The organism is Alteriqipengyuania abyssalis, assembly GCF_019857185.1.
In the GTDB taxonomy this organism is placed as follows: domain Bacteria; phylum Pseudomonadota; class Alphaproteobacteria; order Sphingomonadales; family Sphingomonadaceae; genus Alteriqipengyuania; species Alteriqipengyuania abyssalis.
Genome location: NZ_JAHWXP010000003.1, coordinates 325,277 through 345,358, shown reverse-complemented (window position 1 = coordinate 345,358; position 20,082 = coordinate 325,277). Strand labels below are relative to the sequence as shown.

The window sequence follows — 20,082 nt, the reverse complement described above, 5'->3', positions numbered from 1 at the left end:
ATATGCGGCGTGCCTGGGCTTTCGCATCGGGGGGCCGATAGAGCGAGCGAAGGAGGGAGAGCGCAATCATGAGCGACCAGGGCGAAATGGCGCAGCGCCATGATGCGAGCGATCCGGAAGGACCGGATGCCGGGCATGCTCCACCGACGCGCGGCCGGATGTGGCGCCATCTCGGCCCCGGAATCGTGGTCGCGGCGACCGGGGTGGGGGCGGGCGATCTGGTCGCCACGCTGATCGCCGGGTCGCGCTTCGGCTATGCCTTGCTGTGGGCCGCGGTGGTCGGCTGCATCGTCAAGATCGCGCTGTCCGAAGGCTCCGCCCGCTATCACCTCGCCACGGGCTCGACCATCCTTGCGGGCTGGCGATCGCTGGGCCGATGGACCAGCTGGTATTTTGGCGTTTACGTGATCATCTGGGGTTTCATCTACGGCGCCACCGCGATGAGCGCGACGGCCCTGCCGCTGACCGCGCTGTTCCCGGGCCTCTCGCTGCGCGCTTGGGCGATCATCGCGGGCCTGTTCGGCTTCGCTTTCGTGTGGTTCAATAAGTACGAGACCTTCGAGACGGTGATGAAGCTGCTCGTGGGCACGATGTTCGTCATCATGGTCGGCCTCGCAATCCTCGTCGCGCCGAGTCTGCCGGATATTGCCGGTGGTATGACTTTCACGCTGCCCGAAGGCTCGCTGTTCTACACGCTGGGCCTAATCGGCGGGGTCGGCGGGACGATCACCACCGCCGCCTATGGCTACTGGACGCAGGCCAAGGGATGGCGCGGCACGCCGTGGCTGCCGATGATGCGGGTGGACAATTCCATCGCGTACATCGTGACGGGTATTTTCGTCATCGCCATGCTGATCGTGGGTGCCGAACTGCTCCATTCCGCCGGTATCGCGCTGCAGGACAGCGACCAGGGGCTGCTGGGCCTCTCGGGCGTGCTGGAGGAGCGGTTTGGCGCGACGATTGCGACCCTGTTCCTGATCGGCTTCGCTGCGACCTCGGTCTCATCCCTGCTCGGCGTGTGGCAGGGGATGAGCCTGTTTTTCTCCGACTGGTGGTACCAGCTGAAGGGCCGCGAGGAGGGCGGGCACGAGGGGAGCAATGCCTATCGTTTCTACCTTGCCTGGCTGACCTTTCCGCCGATGTTCCTGCTGTTCGCGGACCGCCCCTTCCTGCTCGTAATCATCTACGGCGCGTTCGGGGCGCTCTTCATGCCATTCCTAGCCATCACGCTGCTGATGCTGAACAATTCCGAACGCCTGCCGGCAGAGGCCCGCAACGGTGTGGTTTCGAACATCACGCTGGCGGGATCGGCGATCCTGTTTATCGTGCTGGCGGTCCAGCAGGTCGCGAGTCTTGTCGGGTAGGTGCCGGACATGCGGAGGGGGCCGCTTTGCGCGGTGGCAGAAAGCGCGAATAAGCATCGAAAATCAGGCGTGTCGATACAACGCCAGCTAACCGACTCCGGAAGCCTTTCTATACACCGTCGGGAGCCGCCACTCTGGACGCGAAGTGGTCCAGCCAGGCCGCGACCATCGCCGAATAGGGTCGTGCCGGATCGGCCATCGCTCTCATCTCGACCAGCAAGCGGTCGGCAAATCCGGAGACCGCCCGTTCCGCCCGACGAACCGTCTCATCGGGCGGCGCACCCGCGAGGTCCTGCGCCAGCGCCTTCAGGTCGATCATCAAGGCGCCGAGAAACTCGAGCCGTCGAAGAACCTCGGTGCGGGCCTGGACCAGCCCGATACGGTTGAGCCCGTAGACGTGGATCGAAGTCGTGCCTTTGAGGCTGAGGGAGTGGTCACCGGCGAAGTCCGGGTCGCCCCCCACCAGCTTGCGCGCGACCACGAAGGAGACAGGGTTGGCGGGGTCGAACAGGTATTCCAGATGCTCCCCCGGTTCTTCCTCGCACGGGTTCAGCAGCAGCGGCTTTTCGGCAGACAGGGGATCATCGGCGCGGGTCGCGCGAACCCCGCCTGCAGCGAGCGGGAAGCTGTCTTTCTTGCCGGTGCCGACCGTCGAGGACCTGGAGAAACCGAGCGTGGCTTCGTGCAGCCGGACCTGGCTGACATCTCCCCTTGGTGTGATCTGGTAGCGCTTGCGATTGCAGTCGATGCAGCTTGGCAGGAGATTGTCCCACGCCATCGCGATCCACCAGTACCCTGGATGCGCGTCGTCGCCCTCCACCGCACCCTTGGGCCGGTAATGCTCGACGTCCATCGACTGGGCGCTCGCATAGAAGGTTTCGCAGTAGGCGCACTTTCCGCGAAACAGCCGTTCCAGCTCGTTTTTTACTTCCTTGTGCTTGTAGATCGCAAACGGGAAGGCCTTCGCGGACGCCCTCGGCGGCCCGAAGTATCGCACGGCCTCCTCCCGTTCCTCGGCACCCTTGGTCGTGAGAATTTCGGGCACATCGGCGGGTCGCGGCACCTGCCTCATGTGGCGCTCCGCAGCGCTTCGACGATGGCTTGGCGGGTCTCTTCTTTCAGACCCTTCAATCGCTCGCGCGTCGCGCTGCGCTGCTCGGCGAGGAATGTGGCGATGGCTTCCTGCACCAGCCGGTGGACCTCGCTGTCGCCGATCGGGAGCGCGCCGCTGATCTCATTGAGGTAGGCCTGCAATTCCGGATCTTCAGCCGGTGTCACCCCGAGGGCGAGCTTGTCCTGCATGCGCGCGAGACGGCGTTCGGCTTCGGCGTTTTCGGTGCTTCGCAGCTGGAAGAAGTCGGCGGTGAGCAGTTGTTCGATGGTCCAGTGACTATTGTCGGGAAGATCGACCAGCGATTGGGTGAACACCGGAAGCTCGGTGTCGGCCTGAGCACCCGGAATCCGTTCGAGGACCAGCACCTCTCCAGGCTTCATGCCGCGCAGGCACAAGGGATCGTGCGATGTGGCGATGAAGGTGACCTGCGGTAGCGCGCGCCGCAGGCCGGTCATGATCGCCATTTTCCAACGGGGGTGCAGATGCGCCTCGATCTCGTCGATCAGGACGATGCCCCGCGCGGTCTCCAGCGTGCTGAACTCCGGGTTCACACGCTTGTCCATCAACCCCTGCATGATGTCGCACAACATCGCGAGCACGGCCCGAAATCCCGAAGAAACGATCGTCAGCGGCGTGTGCTGGAGCGGTCCGGCTTCACCTTCGCCGAGCTTCTGGACCACGAATACGCGGTCGTCCCGGCGTTCGAGCACATCGAACTCGCCATCGATGCTGAACACATCCCGCATTGCGCGAACGGCCATGTTGAACTCGGCTCTCTTCAGGCCGAGCAGCCAGCGCTCCGGATTGGAGAGCAACTGATCGGTCTGGAACATGCTGCGGACATGCTTGTGCTTGGTGTAGCGCCGTTGGGCTTCCAGATATTGCCGGAATGCGCCATAGGCGAACAGCGGGATGGAGTTCGGCTCGCCTTGGGTGCGAAAGTCCTGTTCGATGAAATGATCACTGCTCGCTAACGTGCTGGGCGCGATCGACAGATGCTGCTTTTCGCCTTCCGCATAGTGTAGTTCAACCTCGGCCTGCTCGGGGCTGGGCGCTCCGCGCGCGCCGAGATGCCGGGGATTGAGCACGAGCTGCCCGGCTTTCAGGTCCAGCATGTGACGTGTTTCCGTATCCATCAGCGCGATCGCGATGGCTTCGAGTATCGTGCTTTTGCCCGCCGCATTCTCCCCCAGGATCAGGAGCGCCGCAGCATTGGGTTCGCCGCTGGTCGAGGGAGCTGGAAGACGGACCTCGATATTCTCCAGCGATTTGAAATTGCGGATGACGATCCGCCGAGGCTCTCGGGGAGCAGAAGGTTCGTGGTAGAGCCGCTCGCTGTCCCACGCATCTTCTGGCTCCGGCGGTGCGAAGAGGGCTTCACGGGCGCGCTCTAGGCGATCCCTCCAATCGCGATGTTCGCGCAGAACGAGCAGTTGCCGTTCGACATTCTCGCTCGCGCGTCGATTGAGCGCGCGCGCGAGGAGATCGCGAAGGTATATGCGCCAACCGCCGCTAAACGGCCCCCTGTCGGGAAACAGAGAGCGGCCATCGTCATAGTCCTCCGTTTCCAGACCTTCCCACAACTGAGCGAAATACCGCTCGAACAACGCCCCCCGCTCGCTGGTCAGCGATCGACGATCCAGTCGAAAATGTCGGATTGTGGAGCGTCCTCGCCGGTTATTGCGGTAAGCGCTGATGCTGCCATCACTCGCAAAACGAATATACCGCCAGAGATTACGATCGCTGCACGGGTCGAGGAAGATCGCATTCTCGTCGAGAGGAAAGACGGGCCAGCGACCATCGCTGCGGTCGATATATTGCTGGAGCTGCCCGGGGTTGGGGAGCGGGCTTCGTCGACCGCCTTCGACCGGAAAATGGAACGGGTCCTCTGGCATGCACTCCCAGCAAATCGGATACAGGTTCTGCCAGGCATCGGCGAGCCAGGCATAATAGAGGTGTGCGAAGTCGCGGTCGGTGACGGGGTGCGCACCCTCTGCAGGCCGAAACCGGAACACCTTGGGATCATCGATGAGGGTCTCGCAAAAGGCGCAGGAATGGTTGAAGAGGTCTGCGAGCGCGCGGCGCACCTCGGGATGATCGGCGATTGATCGGCTACGGTCGGAACGGGTTTGCAGCAGGGTTTCCGGGCCGCTCATGAAAAGATCGAGCACACGTTGGCGGCTGATCCGCGCATCATCGCTCCCGAACACGGCGGGCGGCTCTATCCGGTCGCGTTCGACATATCGCATGGCGGTCAGTCTCCTTGCATTTCGGTGTCGGCGACGATCTCGTCCTTGCCGGCCGCCTCGCCCCACAATGCCTCGTCCGTGTCCCGCGCCCTCAGATTGAGCGCGCGACGAAGCGCCACGATAGTCGGGTGCACGGGCTCGGCGTCGGGGTTTTTCCAGTAATCGAGATGGCGGAAACCCGGCGGCTTGCCAATCGGAAGCCGGACATCGAGCACTGCCGGCCCGAAGAGCTGCCGCAGCGGGCCGGACACGATGTCGCCAAACCAGATGAGACGATGTGGATGGTACAGGTTGGTCCACACGGTCGGGCCGAAAACAGCCCCGTGGTGCGGACGCCGGACCTTGTTCGCGGGTGGATAGGAAAAACGACGGTTGCCCTTCTTTCCTTCAAGCACCGGCGGCGACGAGGGTATCTCCCGGCGCGCGATACGGGCCTGCAGATCCTCGGCATCGTGGCCGATCAGCAGGGCGGCCTTGCTCAGCGGACTGCCGATGGTCACAAGGTCGCTCACGATCCAGAGCGGCACCTCGCCCCTGGCAAGCGTCTTGTGATAGAGGCGCTGCGCATTGCGATAGGCGGTTCTCCTTGCAGGTCGATCGGCTGGCGATGCATCCACAAGTTCGCGTGCGGCAGCTTCCAACGCTGAGAGAGCTTCCATCGCCGCGCTTTCGGCCGCATGGATCGCGGACATTTTCGATCGGTCGAGGCGGTTCCACGCGAAGTTCAGAAGGTCGTGAGCGATGACCGACCCCAGGCTGTGCCCGGCGACGACGATGCGGTCGTACTCACCACTTGCGGTCAGCTTTTCGATCAGCGAGACGCCGTCCTCGCGTATCTGCTGGCGAATGGCGACATTGTTCGGCTCCGGGCTTAGATATCGCGCGGCATCGCCCGCCTGTGGCAGGATGACCGCATGAAGGATGAAGCTGCCTGCTGCGAGAATCAGAGGCGCGCTGATGACAATCCAGCGCGGAATGCCGAGGCTGGCCATCAAATCGCCCTGCCACGCAAGAATCGCCAGCACGGCGGCTGCGACCAGCAACCCGACCCCGAAGCCCCAGGCGAGGAACAGGCCCTTTGGTACCTGGGAAGGCGCGCGCAGGAAGAGTTTCATGGTCCAGCGCAGCAGCCCGCCGAGGGTATGGCCTTGCATGCGGTGCGCCCAGTAGAACTCGAAGAAATCGAAGCGGCGCTTATCGCCGTAACTTGCTTCCCGGGTGGTAATCCGGCGCAGCTCGAACGAACCTGTCACCAGTTCCGGCTTCGACCAGACCTCGTTCCGGGTCGGATGCACAAGCTGGGCGTCGTGGGTCCATGCTGCACGGACAAAGCCCCACAGCGTATCCATCGGCCGCTGTTCACCGATTCCATGGATCAGGACGACTGCTGTCTTCGGCTTTGCCACATCTGCCCCCTTGGTAAAGGCAGACTATCGAGTATCGACTGGTTGTCGATGGCCATTCAATTCGCCGTGCAGGGCCGAAGCTGGGCTCTTGCCGACGATCAGGTCAGGAGGAGCGTAAATGGCAATGAACCCTAGGCCGATAAACGCCACACCCATCCAGACGCGCCGGGTCGTGCGTCTTTTCGCGCTGTTCGTACTCGCCGCGGCGTTACCGCTGGCCGGGTGTGCAACCATCGAGCGCGAGCCGTTCGAAGCAACGCAGGTCGATGCCGCGCAGCCGCGCGATATGCCGCGCGTGCGGTATTGGGCCGACGCGCCCAATCTTATCCAGCAGATGTCACTGCCTGCACCGGCTGACGGAGAGCCGGTGCGCTTGCTCGCCCTGTCGGGCGGCGCCGACAAGGGGGCCTATGGCGCAGGCTTTCTCAACGGCTGGAGCCAGTCGGGCAAGCGCCCGCGGTTCTCGATCGTAACGGGGGTCAGCACCGGGGCTCTGATCGCGCCGTTTGCCCTGCTCGGGTCCGACTACGACGACGAGATGAAGGCTGCCTATACTCAGATCACGCCCGACGACGTGTTCGAAATGCGCTTTCCGCTCGCGATCCCCTTTTCATCGAGCGCCGCGACCACCGGCCCGCTCGAACAGCTGATCGCCCGCTTCGCGACAAACGCCGTGATTGATGCGGTGGCGGAGGAGCATCGCGCGGGGCGGCGGTTGTTCGTCGGCACCGTGAATCTCGATCGTCCCGGCAATGCGATCTGGGACATGGGGGCGATCGCGGCGAGCGATGCGCCAGACCGCTACGATCTGTTTCGCCGGATCCTGCTGGCGAGCAGTTCGGTTCCGGTCCTCTTCCCCCCCGTCCTGATAGAGACCCAGGTCGAGGGCCGACAGATCAGCGAATTGCATGTGGACGGCGGCGCGATCGCTACGCTGCTGGCATCTCCATCGGTCGCGGAGGGGCAGACTGGGCGAGCGGGCCCGCAGACAGAGCTCTATCTGCTGGTGAACGGCAAGATGGCCGGGGAATTCGAGATGATCGACGGATCGGTGCCGGATATCGCCGTGCGCACGATCGATGTGATACTCTTCGCCAGCCTGCAGGATCGTGTGAATTCGGCCTATACGTGGTCGCAAGGAAACGGGGCGGCCTACCATCTGACCTACATCGCCCAGGACTATAAGATCCAAGACCACGATCTGTTCGCGCAGGACTTCATGCAAGATCTGTACGACTACGGCCTGGAGCGCGGGCGAAGGGCCGCGTGGGAGGAACGTCCGCCTTCTCCCAAGCCCGAGGTGGAGAGCGGGGTAGAGCTAAGCGACACCGACACAGGCGGCAACCGCCAATAGCCGGGGACGCTATCGCTAATCGTGTTGCGGACGCGACTGGAGCTCGGCCCGAGCAGGGCGATCACGTTACCGACGATCGGCTGCTCATACTTGTCGGCGCGCGCCAACCGAAAAGCCGAAGTCGGCAGTCGATCTTTCGTCATGCGAGCTCTGTCTGTCGTATCCGAGCCTTGGCTGCAGCGTGAAGCTTGCGGGCCTCCTGGATCGGGGCATGCACAGCAGGCACCGAAGCACCCGATGAAGCGTCCACAGACTGTCCGGTCACGCGGGCAAAGAGCGGGACTCGATCTCGATCAGATCGTCGAGACCGCGCAGAGCTTCGAGGTGGAAGATTTGACGATGCAATCGCTCGCCAAAGCGATGCAGGTCGATCGTAAAGCTTTGAACTATTACGTGAAAGATCGTGAGGCCCTGCTCACCATCTTGGCTCACAAGGCTTTTGCGGACGAATTCTCACCCGACGCGATTCGGGCTGCAGAAGACTGGCGCGATGCCTCTCGCATCTATGCCAGTAGCTTCGTGGAGCGAGCCCTGTCGCTCGGGAAGCTGTCCGAGCACCTGTGGTTTGGCGAACCGCTGACCACGTGGTCGCTCGAAGCGAACGAGAGTCTCTTCGCGCGTTTTTTCGAGGCCGGATTTACGGACGAGGCGGCCACGCGACTGGTGACCATGCTTTCCACCCTGTGCCTCGGCCATGCCCGCGATGTGATACAGGCGACGGGTTCGATGGAGAAACCCCGCCCAAAGGCGCTGCGCGCTGCGCTGGAGCGTCTGAATCCGGAAAAATTCGCCAATCTTCTGCGTATTCTCGATCATGGTTACGACACGTATGGCGATGAACAGATCGACTTCAGTATCGACGTTTTTCTGGTTGGTGCCGAAGCCGTGCTGAAACGCGACCTTCGTCGTTAGGGTGGTCCGCACGGCGCCCCGGCCCATCGCCTAAGTTCGCTTGCGCCAGAGTCGCGCGATAGCTTGCCAAAGCTATTGCCAGAGACTCGGGATGCCCATACCTCACCTCGCGAATTGCGGCATCGACGCGACCGACAAGTCCCGCTGGGGCGTCTGCCCTGGGGTATGTTTATCGGTCATCCGCCCACGCAAGCGAGTAAACTGACTTTGCCAGACTCCGGCGATTCCCCTGACGGACTAGAGGCCGTCTTCCCGGCGAACCGGGACAAGCTTCTGCGCTTTCTCGTTGCGCGCGGAGCGGGGGAGGATGCCGAGGATATTCTGCAGGAAGTCTGGCTGAGAATTTCGCGGGTGGAAGCCGGCCCGATCGCCGCACCGCTCGCCTATCTCTATCGTGCGGCCAACGCGGCGATGATCGACCGCTACCGCTCCGCAAAGCAGGCCGAACAGCGCGATGCGGCCTGGGTCGAAGGGCATAGCGGGGTCGCGATCGGCGTGTCCGACAGTCCCTCGGCCGAACGGGTGGTTGCAGGCAGGCAGCTTGCAGCACGGGTCGAGGAAGCGCTGGCGCCATTGCCGCCGCGCGCGGTGGCGATCTTTCGCCGCAGCCGGATCGACGGGATTGCCCAGCGCGTGATCGCCCAGGAATTCGGCGTGAGTATCAGTACGGTCGAGAGCGATTTGCGGCAGGTCTATCGTGTCCTGATCGAACTCAGGGAGCGGCTGGATGAGGTATGAGCGCGACGACTCCGTCATGTGGCCAGGAGCATTCGTGAATGGCGGTTGATCAGCAAATCCTGGATGAAGCCGCGATGTGGGCGGTGCGCACGTCGGAGCCGGACTTCGACGACTGGGCTTCGTTCACCGAGTGGCTCGAAGCTTCGGCTGCGCATGCCGAGGCTTACGACCGGGCGATGATCGCGGTGGAGGAGGGGGCCGAGGCACTCTCCTCGCTCCCCGCGAACGATCCCGACTGGTCGGATGAGGATAGCGATGAGGGCGGGCACAGGTCGCCTCGTCGCTGGTTCGCGCCCGCGCTTGCCGCATGTCTCGCCCTTGTCGCGGCGTTGTGGCTGTGGCCCGCCGGTGATGCCGATACGACCTACCGCACGGCGGCGGGTGAGACGCGTACCATCGAACTCGGCGATGGCAGCGCGGTCGTGCTGGCGGGTGGCACGGAACTGGTCGTCGATGGCGAGCGGGAAGCACGCCTGAACAGCGGGCGTGCCGTGTTCGAGATTCGCCATGACGATGCCGATCCCTTCCGCCTCGCGGTGGGCGATGCGACGCTTGTCGATGCAGGGACCGTGTTCGAGGTGACCATCCGCGAAGCCGCAGTCGCGGTGGGCGTGGCCGAAGGCGCGGTGATCTACGAGCCGGATGGCCCGGCTGCGCGGATCGATCCGGGCCAGGTGCTCAGCTTCGATCCGGCAAAGGGTAGCTACCGGATGGAGAGCGTGCCGGTCGATCAGGTGGGCGAATGGCGGGAAGGGCGGCTGACCTTCCGCAACGCCCCGCTGGCGGATGTGGCGGATGACCTGTCGCGAGCGACCGGCATTACCTACCGCGTTGCCGACGCGGGAGAGGCGCGCTCGATTTCGGGCAGCGTTGCGATTGATCCGCTACGGCGCGATCCAGGTGCGCTGGGCCCCCTGCTCGGGATCGACGTGCAGCAGGACGGTGATGTCTGGATACTCGGCGGACGCTGACGATGCGCGTGTATCCGGTTCTTGTTGCGGCCCTGGTGGCGAGCGCGGCATATCCGGCCAGCGCGCAGGAGCGCCGCGTCGATGTGCCTGCCGGAACGGTCGCGGACTCCGCGATCGCGCTTGCCCGTCAGACCGGGTCCAGCATCGTGGTCAACGGTTCCAGCCTGTCGTCGCGGCGGGTCGCGCGCATTCGCGGGACCATGTCCGCAGAGGCGGCGGTGCAGCGGCTGGCGCGGCAGGCGAATGCCCGCGCGGTCCGCATCAGCGCAATGGCCTGGCGGCTCGATCCGCTACCGGCGCGTGCCGCTCGCCCGCGCCGGGACGCACGCGTAACGACGACCGAGCGCGGACCACGCCCCGGCCCCGCGCCGACTCCCGCCGCACCTCTGCCGGAAATCGTGGTGACCGCCAGCAAGCGCGAGCTTCCGCTGAAGGAAATGCCCGCGCAGGTCTCGATGATCGATGGCGAAGAACTGGCGCTCGGCGGGGTCGGCGGGACCGAGAAGATCACCCAGCGCGTCGCCACCGTTTCCTCGACCTATCTTGGCAGCGGCCGCAATAAGCTGTTCATCCGCGGCATCGCGGACTCCAGCTTTACCGGTCCCACGCAGGCGACTGTCGGGCAGTATCTCGGCGATATCCGGCTGAGCTACAACGCGCCCGATCCCGATCTCAGGCTTTCCGACCTCGAACGGGTGGAGGTGCTGGAGGGGCCGCAGGGCACCCTGTACGGCGCGGGCTCGCTCGGCGGGATCATCCGGCTGGTGCCCAACAGCCCCGAACTCAGCCGATCCTTCGCGAGCGGAACGCTGGGCGGGGCGCTGACCGAGCATGGCGACGGCAGCGCCGATCTGGGCCTGATCGCCAACCTCCCGCTGGCGAGCGACAAGGCTGCGCTTCGCGTGACACTCGATGGGGTGACGGAAGGGGGCTATATCGACAAGCCGTTCCTCGATCGCACCGACGTCAACCGGACCTCGATCCTCTCGGGGCGGGCCATACTGCGCGCGCAGCTGGCACCGGACTGGACGATCGACCTCATCGGCCTGGGCCAGACCACCCACGCGCAGGACAGCCAGTACGTCACCCGCAACCAGCCCGGCTACGACAGCGCGGCGCGCGTGCGTGAAGGATCGGATGCGGAATACCTGCACGGCCAGATAGTGGTCGATGGTCGCATCGGCGCGGTGCGTCTGCGGTCCTCCACCGCAATTGCCGATCAGACCCTGGAAGAACGCTACGATGCGTCGACCGAGCAGGAGCGGTTGTTCGTCCAGCGCAACGAAACGCGGATGATCGCACACGAAACGCGCCTGTGGCAGCCGATCGATGACCGGTTCGGGTGGGTCGCGGGGCTGAGCCTGGTCGACAACCGTACCCAGCTCAACCGCAGCCTGCGGCAGATGACCCTGCGCGCGGCCACCACCGGCGTGCTCAACACGGTGACGGAAGCGACGGTCTATGCGGAGGGTTCCTATCGCCTGCACGACAATCTGATCGCCACTCTGGGTGCGCGCTATTCGCTGGTGCGACTGGGCGGCAGTGCGGAAGATGTCTCTGCTGCGCTCGCGATCGAGCGTGCGGCGGTGACGGCGAAGCGGGATCAGTCGGCCTTTCTTCCATCGGCATCGCTGATGGCCCGGCTTGCGCCCGAAACCAGCCTCTATCTTCGCTATCAGGAGGGCTTCCGTCCGGGCGGCCTTGCGATCGAGGGCGAATTCGTCCGCCGGTTCGATCGCGACGATGCGCAGACCTTCGAGGTCGGCGTTCGCCACGGAGTTCCCGGGCGCGATCCGTTCGATCTGGCGCTCAACCTATCCTACACCAGATGGAACGACATCCAGGCCGATTTCATCGATGTGGCAGGGTTGCCCAGCACGGCGAATATCGGCGATGGTCGCGTGTGGACGATCAGCGCCAGCGCAGGTGTGTACCTCGCTCCCGATCTGCGGCTGACGGGCGGCGCGAGCGTCAATCGCAGCTCGATCGACGAGCCACCCTTCAACCTCATCCTTCTTATGGGCCGGACCTCGCACGTGCCCAATATCGCGGAGTTTTCCGGGCGGCTGGGGCTCGAATATTCGCGCCCGATCGGCGGAAACCTCGATCTCGATGCGCGTGCCTGGGCGAGCTATATCGGCAAGTCACGGCTGGGCATCGGCCCCGAACTCGGCGATTTGCAGGGGGATTATCTCGACAGCGGGCTGACGCTGCGGATCGGCAATGATCGGATCGGCGGGACGCTTTCGATCACCAATCTGGCCGACGCGAAGGGCAACCGGTTTGCGCTGGGCACGCCGTTTGCGGTCGTCCGCGCGCAGGAAACCCCGCTGCGCCCGCGCACGATCCGGATCGGCGTCGACTTCGCGTTCTAGCGGCTGGGCCGGGCGCGCGAGATTTTTATCGACAGGACCAAGGCAAGTTCCCGTCGGCTCCGTCCTCCCGTCTGACTCAAGACGGAGGAATGCATGTATCGTTATCTTCTGGCCGGAACCGCACTTGCAGCGCTGGCCGCGCCCGCGGCGGCGCAGACCACGGTCGACGCGAAGCGGACGCAGCCGGTTCGCACGTCGCAGCTCAAGGATGGGGCTGGCGACGATGTAAAGGTGACCAAGAACGGTTCGATCGAGCTGACCAGCGGCTCGGGGATCGTCGTCGACAGCGATCACGATGCGACCAATGAAGGCAAGATTGTCATCACGAATGTCGATGGCGGGAGCGGGATCGAGACCACCGGCGACCGGCAGTCCGACATCGTCAACACCGGGACGATCACGGTCGATGAAACCTACGAGCCGACCGATATCGACAACGACAAGGATCTCGATGGCCCCTTCGCGGTCGGCACCGACCGGGTGGGCATCCGTATCCGCGGCAATCTGACCGGTAACATCGTCAACTCGGGCAAGATCACCGTCGAAGGCAATGATTCTGCCGGCATCTGGGTCGCCGGTGTGGTGGACGGCAAGCTGGTCCACGATGGCGAGACTGTGGTTCTCGGCGATCGCAGCGTGGGTATCGACGTGCAGGACGTAACCGGCGACGTGCGGCTAGCCGGAACGGTGTCGGCAAAGGGCGAGGATGCGATCGCGGCGCGCTTCGCCGGCGATCTGGATGGCACCCTGGTGGTTCAGGGCACGATCGTGTCGACCGGCTACCGCGCGGTGACCGCGCCCGCCGATCTGAGCAAGCTCGACGATGACGACGTCCTCCAGGGAGGCAGCGCGATCGTTATCGAAGGCGACGTGGCCAAGGGCATCCGCTTCGCAGTCCCGCCTGCCGATACCGACAAGGACGACCCGGACGAGGACAAGGACGGGATCGAGGACGCGAAGGAAGGGAGCGCCAAGGTCGTCTCCTATGGTGCCGCGCCGGCAGTGGTGATCGGCGCCACCGACAGGGACATCGCGATCGGTGCCCTGCCTGCGACCGGGACCGGGTTCGGGATCATTGTCGACGGATCGATCGCGGGTCAGGGGGTGTATAGCGGAATCGACGGCAACGGGATGGTCATTGGCGGGCGCGGCGGCGACGTCACGATTGCCGGCGGGATTGCCGTTAATGGTTCGATCGCCGCGAGCTCGATAGACAGCAACGCCACCGCACTGCGTCTGGGCGCGGGAGCTTCGACGGCCGAATTGCGCAACGCTGGCACCATCTCCGCCTCGGGCGGAGGCAGAGATGCGACGCGCGCGACCGCAGTTTCGATCGATGTCGGGGCGAACTTGCCCTATGTTCGCAACAGCGGGACGATCAAGGCGATCGCTCTCAAGGATACGAGTACGGCAATCGCAATCGTCGATCGCAGCGGCACGCTGCGTCTGGTCGAGAACAGCGGCCAGATTATTGCCAGCGGCGCGAAGGCCGATACGGGCCGCAATATCGCGATCGATCTGACCAGCGTCGCCGCCGGTGCGACCGTGCGCCAGACGGTGGTCGGCTCTGGCGTAAACGCGCCCGGTATCAAGGGCGACATCCTGTTCGGCAGCGGGGAAGACAGGCTCGAACTGCTCGACGGAACGGTCGCGGGCGATGTGTCGTTCGGCGCAGGGCTAGATCGGTTCGTGCTGTCGGGTGATGCGAGCTTTTCCGGCAAGGCAAGCTTCGGTGGTCAGACCGACGAACTGGCGCTGTCTGGCACTGCTGGCTTCGCGGGCACGGCGGATTTCGCGGGTGGGGCAGGCAAGCTCACGCTGGCCGACAAGGCCCTCTTCAAGGGGCGTCTGGTCGGCAGCGAAAACCTGTCGGTCATGGTCAACGGCGGCGCGCTCGATCTGACTGGGCCCACCACTCTTTCGACACTTGCGGTCGGCGCGAACGGCGTGGTCGTCACCACGCTCAGCAAGGACCCCGCTGCGGGAAGCGGGATCACCGTCACCGGCAATGCCAGTTTCGCGGACGGCGCAAAGCTCAAGCTGCGGCTGACCGATATCGCAGAGGCGGAAGGGATCTACACCGTCATCGACGCGGGCACGCTCACGGGTGCAGCAACCCTGAAGCCGGACGTCGCGCTGGTCCCCTTCATGTACAAGGCGCAGCTGGCCGTGGATCAGGCGGCGGGACTCGTGAAGGTGGATATCGACCGCAAGGCGACCGACGAACTCGGCCTCAACCGCGCGCAGACGACCGCCTATGATGCACTTTACGCCGCTCTCGCCGAGGATGACGACGTTGCGGGCGTCTTCCTTGACATCACCGAGAAAGACCCGTTTCGCGCCGCCGTCGCGCAGACCCTGCCCGATCACGCGGGCGGCGCGTTCGACGGCCTCAGCCTCGGCATCCGGACCTTCGCGCGCAGGCTCGCGGAGCCGCAGGGTCCGTTCGAACGCAAGGAGAAGCTGAGCATCGTGTTCGATGCGGCGGGGTGGGATTCGTCAAAGGATGAAGGAGACACCGCGCAATACGACCTCGACGGTTTGGGTTTCTCGGGCGGTGCCGAATTGCAGACAGGGCTCGGCACCGTCGGTGCCACGGCCACCTGGCTGTGGAACCGGCACGATACGCTGGCCGACAACAGCCTCATCTCCAACACCTACGAAGGCGCGCTGTACTGGCGCGGAAAATGGGGCGCGCTGTCCGGCTTCGCCCGAGGTTCCTACAGTTTCGCGAACTTCGATGGGGCCCGCTATTTCAACGGCAAGGACGGCGATCAGACCATCACTCGGACGATGGACGGCGAGTGGTCCGGCAACGCCACCAGCTTCATCGCGGGTGTCTCGCTCGAAGCCGGATCGCAGTTTGTCTTCTTCCGGCCGTCCGTAACGCTCGACTATATCCGGCTGAGCGAGGACGGCTATGTCGAGACCGGCGGCGAGGCACTGAATCTCACGGTCGAAGATCGGACCAGCGATGAACTCGCGATCAATGTCGGCAGTGCCGTCGGCGTCGATCTGCTCGGCATGCGCAGGCGCGACAAGAACTGGCTGCGGATCGAGGCGGAAGGAGGATGGCGTGAGATCCTCTCCGGTGAACTTGGCGCGACAACCGCCCGGTTCGGCGACGGCGACAGCTTTACTCTGACGCCCGAGGAGCGAACCAGCGGCTGGTTCGCGCGGCTGCGCGGTGTGGGAGGCGATGCCTTCTACACCATTTCGGGCGAACTTTCCGCGGAGGAGCACAACGACCAGATCGGCTATGCGCTGCGAGCATCGGTCAGCTTCGCAATGTAGCCGGGCCCCAAGGTGTCTGGGATGGGTTCGGCAACCGGTCTAAAACCGAAAGTCCCCTGATGGACCGATCGAACCCTGAACCCGGGCGTCTCACCGGACGCCCGGGTTCTTCTTTTTCGCGCGCTTGCCTTCTCTTCCAATGCGTTGGTTCGCTCGTCCCCGGTAAACCCCGGCATCCGTTGGAGGTGCGTAATCCCTCCTTCAAAGCGTACTCACCCAAACCGCTATTGCAATTGAGAATAGGTTTCATTAGCAGGCGCTCACATCGTGTTCAGGGAGCAAAAAGTGAAACCTATTTTCGCCGCCACGACCGCATCGCTCGCGCTGATTGCCGCGTCGCCCGCTCTGGCTCAGGACGCCTCTTCGGAAACCGGCGATCCCGACGGCGCGACCGACACCCGTACGATTGTCGTCACCGGCGCACTGACCGATTTCGGCGCGACCAAGTCCGACACGCCGATCGTCGAGACCGCGCGCTCGATCTCGATCGAGACCGCGCAGGATTTCGATGAGAAAGGCGCGCAGTCGCTCGACGACGCGCTGACCTACTCCGCTGGCGTCACCGCAGAGCCCTTCGGCTTCTCGACCCGCGGCGACTTCGCCAAGGTCCGCGGGCTCGCCGCGCCCGAATATCGCGACAATCTCCAGTACCTGTTCGGATATTACAACACGACCCGGCAGGACATCTACACGCTGGAGCAGGTGGAGGTGCTCAAGGGGCCGGCATCGGTGCTCTACGGTGCAGGATCGCCCGGCGGCATCATCAATGTCGTCACCAAGCGCCCCAAGGGCGTGACCGAGGGTGAGGTGCGGCTCGACTACGGCAGCTTCGATCGCAAGCAGATCGCGACCGACATCAATATTGCCATCCCCGGGGCCGAAGACGAAGCCCAGTTCCGCTTCGTGGGCTTGCTGCGCGATTCCGGCACCCAGATCGACGAGGTCGACGACAACAAGTTCGTCATCGCCCCGGCACTGACGTTGCGCCCGGCCACGGGCACCGAGATCACGATCCTGGCCAATTATTCGGACCAGGATTCGGACACGGCGCACCAGTTCCTCCCCGTCACCGGAACGCTGCTGCCGTCGGCCAGCGGCGAGGAAATCGATCCTTACGAATACATGGGCGCGCCCGGCTTCAACGCGTACGACACCGAAAGCTTCGCGCTGACCCTGATCCTCGAACAGCAGCTGAGCGATGCGTTCTCCTTCGAGGCGGTCGGGCGCTACGTCGATTCCAAGGCCGATTATCGGCAGGCGTGGATCGCGTTTCAGGGCAACGGCGTCCCGCGCATCGACGCCAATGGCGACGGCGCATGGACCTTCTACCTGGCCGATAACCGGAGCGAACAGCTCGCGCTCGACGCACGCGTGCGCGGCGAGTTCAAGACCGGGCCGATCCGGCACGAACTGCTGGTGGGCGTGCAGACGCAGGACGTCTTCACCGATTCCGATACCGCCTACGTGTTCAACGCGGGCACGCTCAACGTCTTCAATCCGCAGTACACGAACGCCCCGACGGTCGAGCAAATCCGCGACTTGCAGGTTAACGGCCCGCGCAACTACGTCGATTCGACCGGCTATTACATTTCCGACCAGATGAGCTGGGGCGCGCTGGTCGCCAACGCGGGCGTCCGGTTCGACGATGTGACCAACCGGGTCGAGAACGGATCCACGCAAAAGGACGATGCGACCAGCCTGAGCTTCGGCCTCCTGTGGCGCGGTCCGGCGGGTATCTCTCCCTATGTCAGCTACGCGGAAAGCTTCGAGCCGGTCGTCGGGGTCGACAGGATCACCAGCCAGCAACTGAAACCCCAGGAAGGCCGCCAGTACGAGGCCGGGATCAAGTGGCAGCCGACCGGCATCAACGCGCTGGTCACCGCGTCGGTCTTCGATATCGAGGTTTCCAACCTGCCCAATCCCGCCGCGCTGGCAGGGGCCGACAGCCAGCAGGAAGGCATCTCGAAGGTGCGCGGTGCGGAGCTGGAAGCCAATGCGCTGATCGGCGGCCTGCGCATCGATGGCAACGTCACCTATCTCGACGCGGAAGATCCCAACGGGCTGCCGCTGACCTCGATCTCCGACTGGCAGGCCTCGCTCTTCGCGCTGTACAATTTCACCGGCGCGCTGGAGGGGCTGAGCTTCGGCGGCGGCGTCCGGTACGTCGGCGGAAACGAGAGCAACGGCATCTCGGCGATCACCAATAGCCTGCTGACCTACCGCGTCGATGGCCACACGGTGGGCGACCTGTCGCTCGGCTACGACTTCGACCGGTTCAGCCTGCGGATCACCGCGCGCAATGTGACCAACGAGGAATACTACTCGGTCTGCCTGGTGCGCGGCGATTGCTACCCGGGCGAGAAGCGCAGCATCAACGGCTCGCTGACCGTCGCGTTCTGATGGCGGGCGATGCGCCGATGTGGCTTGCCAGCGCGCTCGCAATTGCGGGTGTGGCCGTTCTGCGGGTGTCGTGGGGGCGGGCGAAACGCTCGCTCCCCCTCAACCTTGCAGGTTGGGCGGCGCTGCTTGCGGCGCTGGTCGTCGCGGATCGTACGGCAGGCGAGTGGGGCATCACGGTCGCCATCCTTGTCGCGACCGGCGCGGCCTTCGTCGCGCTCGCATTCGCGGCCACCGAGAAGGTGCGGAAGGGCCGGGCGAAAGCGGTCCGAACGGTACATCGCGGAAGCGACGAAGCGGCTGCCGGGCCCCGCCGGTCCGGCTGGCTGACCTTTCTCATCACCGGCCCGCTGTCTCTCGCGGCCAGCTTGTTGCTGGCGCTCGCGGTGCGCGCGCTGATCGTGGCATCGGGTGGGGCCGAGGCGGACGGGAATGTCGCCGTGCTCGCCGTGGTCCCGCTCGCCTGGCCGATCCTTGCCTTCGTCCTGCTGATGATGGCGCGCCGCCGCGCCCAACTGGCCTGGGTGCTGGGCATCGCAGCGCTTTCGGCACCGTTTCTCATGTTGCAGGGAGGCCCGGCATGACCTTCGCATTCTCCAAGGACACCGTCCGCAAGGCGATCTCGGCGCACTCCGCGCTGGGTCTGGTGTGCTGCGCGCTGCTTTATCTGATCTGCGCCACCGGCACCGCGATCGTGCTGTACGAGGAGTGGCAGCGGTTCGAGCAACTCGACGCGCCCGAGATGTCGGCAATCGACCCCGCCAGCGTCCAGCGCGGGATCGAAAACGTGCTGGCGAGCGAGAAAGGCAAGCCGGCGACGACGCACCTCTATGTCCATCTGCCGACCGAGGCCCTGCCGCGCACGACGATCACCACCGATACGCAGGCCGTGCATATTGATCGCGAGGGTGAAATCGTGGTCCCGGAAGAGAATGCGTGGGCCGAATTCCTGCTGGCGCTGCATTATCGGCTCAACCTGCCGGCGCTCTACGGCATGACGCTGGTCGGCCTGTTGGGCGCGATGATCGTGGCGCTCTCGGTCTCCGGCATCGTCGCCCATCCGCGCATTTTCCGCGATGCCTTTCGCCTGCGCGCGCGCCGGGGGGACGATGTGGCGACGCTCGACTGGCACAACCGGCTGGCGGTCTGGACGCTGCCCTTCGCGCTGGCGATCGCGCTCACCGGGGCGATGATCGGGCTCTTCTACGTGTCGGGTGGCGCGGTGGCGGCTGCGGCCTATGGCGGCGACAGCGAAGCGGCGCTCGCCCCGGTGTTCGGCGGCGAGCCGGAAGGCGATGCGGCCCCGGCGCCGATGCCCGACGTCGCGCCTGCGCTTGCCTATATGGAGCGCGAATATCCCGAGGTGGATCCCTACTACGTCATCCTGCACGACCCGAGGACTGCGGGCCAGCACGTGCAGGTGATCGCGGAACATCCGCGCCGGCTGATTTTCGGCGACTATTACGCATTTTCCCCAAGTGGCGAATTTCGCGGCACGGTGGGCCTGGCCGACGGCACGGTGGGGCAGCAGGTGGCCGCTTCGATGTACAACCTGCACTTCGGCAATTTCGGCGGGCTGCCGGTCAAGATCGCCTATATCGTCTTCGGGCTGGCGCTGACCGTGGTGGTGGCAACCGGCACCTTTATCTGGTTCGACAAGCGGGAGCGGCGGGGCCAGCGCTCCACCTATCTGCGGGCCGCCTGGTGGGGCCTCGTGGCGGGTGTTCCGCTCGGCCTGGTGGCCACGCTTCTGGCGCGTTTTGCACTTGGCAACGGCGCGCCCTTCGTGGCGATTTTCTGGGTGGTCTGTCTGATCGCGATCACTGTGCCGCTGCTGCAGACCCGGCGGGCTAGTGTGCCTGACAAGAGATCGCCGGAGCCCGTGCCGGCAGAGTGATGATCGCCGAA

Annotated in this window: 13 protein-coding genes; 10 read left to right on the top strand and 3 right to left on the bottom strand. The window is 64.6% G+C overall.

Annotated elements, in window-relative coordinates:
* The first annotated feature begins 68 nt into the window (after positions 1–68).
* Positions 69–1,364, top strand: a complete 1,296-nt coding sequence (locus tag KYN89_RS11505; RefSeq protein ID WP_222825188.1) for an Nramp family divalent metal transporter — start codon at positions 69–71, stop codon at positions 1,362–1,364.
* Positions 1,365–1,473: 109 nt separating this feature from the next.
* Here the strand turns inward: KYN89_RS11505 and KYN89_RS11500 are convergent, their stop codons facing one another.
* Genes KYN89_RS11500 through KYN89_RS11490 form a run of 3 tightly spaced genes read right to left on the bottom strand, consistent with a single transcriptional unit; the run spans position 1,474 to position 6,133 of the window.
* On the bottom strand, positions 1,474–2,436 hold the full coding sequence (locus KYN89_RS11500; protein WP_222825187.1) for an HNH endonuclease family protein: 963 nt from the start codon (positions 2,434–2,436) through the stop codon (positions 1,474–1,476).
* Positions 2,433–4,727 carry an AAA family ATPase gene (locus KYN89_RS11495; protein WP_222825186.1) on the bottom strand — a complete coding sequence of 765 codons (2,295 nt, stop codon included), beginning with the start codon at positions 4,725–4,727 and terminating at the stop codon, positions 2,433–2,435. The genes KYN89_RS11500 and KYN89_RS11495 overlap by 4 nt, the downstream gene beginning before the upstream one ends.
* Positions 4,728–4,732: 5 nt before the next feature.
* Positions 4,733–6,133, bottom strand: coding sequence for a hypothetical protein (locus tag KYN89_RS11490; protein WP_222825185.1), 1,401 nt, complete (start codon positions 6,131–6,133; stop codon positions 4,733–4,735).
* A 118-nt stretch (positions 6,134–6,251) separates the two neighbouring features.
* Here KYN89_RS11490 and KYN89_RS11485 point away from each other — a divergent pair, with 118 nt between their 5' ends.
* The 9 genes from KYN89_RS11485 (at position 6,252) to KYN89_RS11445 (ending at position 20,071) form a co-directional block, all read left to right on the top strand.
* Positions 6,252–7,487, top strand: coding sequence for a patatin-like phospholipase family protein (locus KYN89_RS11485; protein ID WP_222825184.1), 1,236 nt, complete (start codon positions 6,252–6,254; stop codon positions 7,485–7,487).
* A 237-nt stretch (positions 7,488–7,724) separates the two neighbouring features.
* A complete protein-coding gene (locus KYN89_RS11480) occupies positions 7,725–8,399 on the top strand; it encodes a TetR family transcriptional regulator (protein ID WP_222825183.1) in 675 nt (224 codons plus the stop codon).
* Positions 8,400–8,606: 207 nt separating this feature from the next.
* The gene (locus KYN89_RS11475) at positions 8,607–9,137 is read left to right on the top strand and encodes an RNA polymerase sigma factor (protein WP_222825182.1); all 531 of its coding nucleotides are present in this window, start codon (positions 8,607–8,609) and stop codon (positions 9,135–9,137) included.
* 38 nt (positions 9,138–9,175) lie between these two features.
* Complete coding sequence (locus KYN89_RS11470) at positions 9,176–10,108, top strand: FecR family protein (protein WP_222825181.1); 933 nt, start codon at positions 9,176–9,178, stop codon at positions 10,106–10,108.
* Between the two features lie 2 nt (positions 10,109–10,110).
* Positions 10,111–12,483, top strand: a complete 2,373-nt coding sequence (locus tag KYN89_RS11465) for a TonB-dependent receptor (RefSeq protein WP_222825180.1) — start codon at positions 10,111–10,113, stop codon at positions 12,481–12,483.
* Positions 12,484–12,576: 93 nt separating this feature from the next.
* The gene (locus tag KYN89_RS11460) at positions 12,577–15,777 is read left to right on the top strand and encodes an autotransporter outer membrane beta-barrel domain-containing protein (protein WP_222825179.1); all 3,201 of its coding nucleotides are present in this window, start codon (positions 12,577–12,579) and stop codon (positions 15,775–15,777) included.
* 285 nt (positions 15,778–16,062) lie between these two features.
* Positions 16,063–18,177 carry a TonB-dependent siderophore receptor gene (locus KYN89_RS11455; protein WP_222825178.1) on the top strand — a complete coding sequence of 705 codons (2,115 nt, stop codon included), beginning with the start codon at positions 16,063–16,065 and terminating at the stop codon, positions 18,175–18,177.
* The gene (locus KYN89_RS11450) at positions 18,177–18,758 is read left to right on the top strand and encodes a hypothetical protein (RefSeq protein WP_222825177.1); all 582 of its coding nucleotides are present in this window, start codon (positions 18,177–18,179) and stop codon (positions 18,756–18,758) included. The genes KYN89_RS11455 and KYN89_RS11450 overlap by 1 nt, the downstream gene beginning before the upstream one ends.
* Positions 18,755–20,071 carry a PepSY-associated TM helix domain-containing protein gene (locus KYN89_RS11445; RefSeq protein ID WP_222825176.1) on the top strand — a complete coding sequence of 439 codons (1,317 nt, stop codon included), beginning with the start codon at positions 18,755–18,757 and terminating at the stop codon, positions 20,069–20,071. The genes KYN89_RS11450 and KYN89_RS11445 overlap by 4 nt, the downstream gene beginning before the upstream one ends.
* Positions 20,072–20,082 lie beyond the last annotated feature (11 nt).